The sequence below is a fragment of the Ruegeria sp. CDSC068 genome, assembly GCF_059610545.1.
The window spans coordinates 1-2,757 of the sequence record NZ_JBXWNV010000025.1; the positions used below are offsets into that span (position 1 = coordinate 1).

Here is a 2,757-nt window from a genome sequence, read left to right on the forward strand (position 1 = left end):
AACCGGGGGTTTTGCCCAATGAGCTATAAATCGGACATTGAAATTGCGCGCGAGGCGCAGAAGAAGCCTATTCAGGAAATCGGCGCTAAGATTGGCATCGATTCTGCTGATCTGCTGCCCTATGGCCATGACAAGGCGAAGGTGAGCCAGGAGTTCATCAACTCGGTTCAGGGTCGAGAAGACGGCAAGCTGGTGCTGGTCACCGCGATCAACCCGACGCCTGCGGGTGAGGGTAAGACGACCACGACCGTTGGTCTGGGTGATGGTCTGAACCGCATCGGCAAGAATGCGATGATCTGCATTCGCGAAGCCTCGCTGGGCCCGAACTTCGGCATGAAGGGCGGCGCTGCAGGGGGCGGTTACGCGCAGGTTGTTCCGATGGAGGAAATGAACCTGCACTTTACCGGGGATTTCCACGCGATCACCTCGGCGCATTCGCTGCTGTCGGCGATGATCGACAACCACATTTACTGGGGCAATGAAGCCGAGATCGATGTACGCCGCGTCGCATGGCGTCGCGTGGTCGATATGAATGACCGTGCCCTGCGTCAGATCACGGCGTCCCTGGGTGGTGTGTCGAACGGCTTCCCGCGCGAAACCGGTTTCGACATCACCGTGGCGTCCGAGGTCATGGCGATCCTGTGCCTGTCCAACGACCTGAAGGATCTGGAAAAGCGTCTGGGTGACATCATCGTGGCCTATCGCCGCGACAAGACCGCTGTCTACTGCCGCGACATCAAGGCCGAAGGCGCAATGACCGTGCTGCTGAAAGACGCGATGCAGCCGAACCTGGTGCAGACGCTGGAAAACAACCCGGCATTCGTCCACGGTGGCCCGTTCGCGAATATCGCACATGGCTGTAACTCGGTCATTGCCACCAAGACTGCTTTGAAAGTGGCTGACTACGTTGTGACTGAGGCTGGCTTTGGGGCCGATCTGGGCGCCGAGAAGTTCATGAACATCAAGTGCCGTAAGGCGGGCATCGCGCCGTCTGCAGTGGTGCTGGTTGCCACCGTGCGTGCAATGAAGATGAACGGCGGCGTTGCCAAGGCCGATCTGGGTGCGGAAAACGTCGACGCAGTCAACTCGGGCTGTGCCAACCTTGGTCGTCACATCGAGAACGTGAAATCCTTTGGCGTGCCGGTTGTGGTTGCCATCAACCACTTCGTCACCGACACCGATGCCGAAGTGCAGGCGGTCAGCGACTATTGCGCCGAGCATGGGGTTGAGGCGGTTCTGTCGCGTCACTGGGAGCTGGGCTCGGAAGGCTCTGCGCCGCTGGCCGAGAAGGTTGTCGAGATCGTCGAAGGCGGCAGTGCCAACTTCGCACCGATCTACCCCGATGACATGCCGCTGTTCGAGAAGATCGAAACCATCGCCAAGCGCATCTACCGCGCCGACGAGGTTCTGGCCGACAACAAGATCCGCAACCAGCTGCGTGAGTGGGAAGAGGCCGGATACGGCAATCTGCCGGTCTGCATGGCCAAGACGCAGTACAGCTTCTCGACCGATCCCACTTTGCGCGGCGCGCCCACCGGCCATTCGGTTCCGGTGCGTGAGGTACGCCTGAGCGCGGGTGCCGGCTTTATCGTGGTTGTCTGCGGTGAGATCATGACCATGCCCGGTCTGCCTCGCAAACCGGCTGCGGAAACCATCTGCCTCAATGACGCAGGTGAGATCGAGGGCTTGTTCTAAGCCGCCGAATAGGACATCTCGTGGTCCGGGGTTTTCCCGGGCCATGAGGAGATCGCGATGCCCACTCTGACACCGCCGCAAGACTGTGCAACGATGCAGGATCTGCGGGTTCAGATCGACAAGCTGGACCGCCAACTGATCGAAATGTTGGTGGCGCGCGCAGGCTACATTGACCGCGCGTCCGAGCTGAAGCCGGGCGAGGGCCTGCCTGCCCGTATCCCGGACCGTGTCGAAGACGTGGTGCACCGCGTGCGCGCAAGCTCGGCCGAGCTGGGAATGGATCCGGATTTGGCCGAAAGACTGTGGCGCATGTTGATTGACTGGTCGATTGCACGTGAGGAACGTGTTCTCGGCCCGGACTGAATGACCGGGCGCTTCACGCGCCCGATCCGTTTTTGAAAGAAGGGATCAAAGGATGGTAGCCCAGGTTATCGACGGCAAGGCCTTTGCGGCCAAAGTGCGCGCGCAAGTGGCCGATCAGGTTGCAAAGCTGAAAGAGGAAAACGGCATCACCCCCGGCCTGGCCGTGGTTCTGGTCGGCGAAGACCCGGCCAGCCAGGTCTATGTCCGCTCCAAGGGCAAGATGACCGTCGAGGTCGGCATGAACTCGTACGAGCACAAGCTGGATGTCGATACCTCGGAAGAGGACCTGCTGGCGCTGGTCGAAAAGCTGAACAACGATCCGGCTGTGCACGGAATCCTGGTTCAACTGCCGCTGCCCAAGCATCTGAACGAGGACCTGGTGATCAATTCGATCGACCCGGCCAAGGATGTGGACGGGTTCCATATCTCCAACGTGGGCCTGTTGGGCACCGGTCAGAAATCGATGGTGCCCTGCACCCCGCTGGGCTGTCTGATGATGCTGCGTGACCACCATGGTTCGCTGTCGGGGATGGATGCGGTTGTGATCGGACGCTCGAACATCGTTGGCAAGCCGATGGCGCAGTTGCTGCTGGGCGACAGCTGCACCGTGACCATCGCGCACAGCCGCACCAAGGATCTGCCCGACGTGGTCCGCCGCGCCGACATCGTCGTGGCCGCCGTTGGCCGCCCTGAAATGGT

The 2,757-nt window shown here is 60.6% G+C and carries 3 protein-coding genes; all 3 read left to right on the forward strand.

Features of this window, described 5'->3' with window-relative positions; all coding sequences use genetic code 11:
- The first annotated feature begins 18 nt into the window (after positions 1-18).
- On the forward strand, positions 19-1,695 hold the full coding sequence (locus AC2FID_RS22440) for a formate--tetrahydrofolate ligase (protein WP_058276920.1): 1,677 nt from the start codon (positions 19-21) through the stop codon (positions 1,693-1,695).
- 57 nt (positions 1,696-1,752) lie between these two features.
- Positions 1,753-2,058 (forward strand): chorismate mutase, encoded by a 306-nt coding sequence (locus tag AC2FID_RS22445; protein WP_058272292.1) that lies wholly within the window; start codon positions 1,753-1,755, stop codon positions 2,056-2,058.
- Positions 2,059-2,110: 52 nt separating this feature from the next.
- Positions 2,111-2,757, forward strand: a 647-nt coding sequence (locus AC2FID_RS22450) for a tetrahydrofolate dehydrogenase/cyclohydrolase catalytic domain-containing protein (RefSeq protein ID WP_496838797.1), incomplete at its 3' end; no start/stop codon positions are given.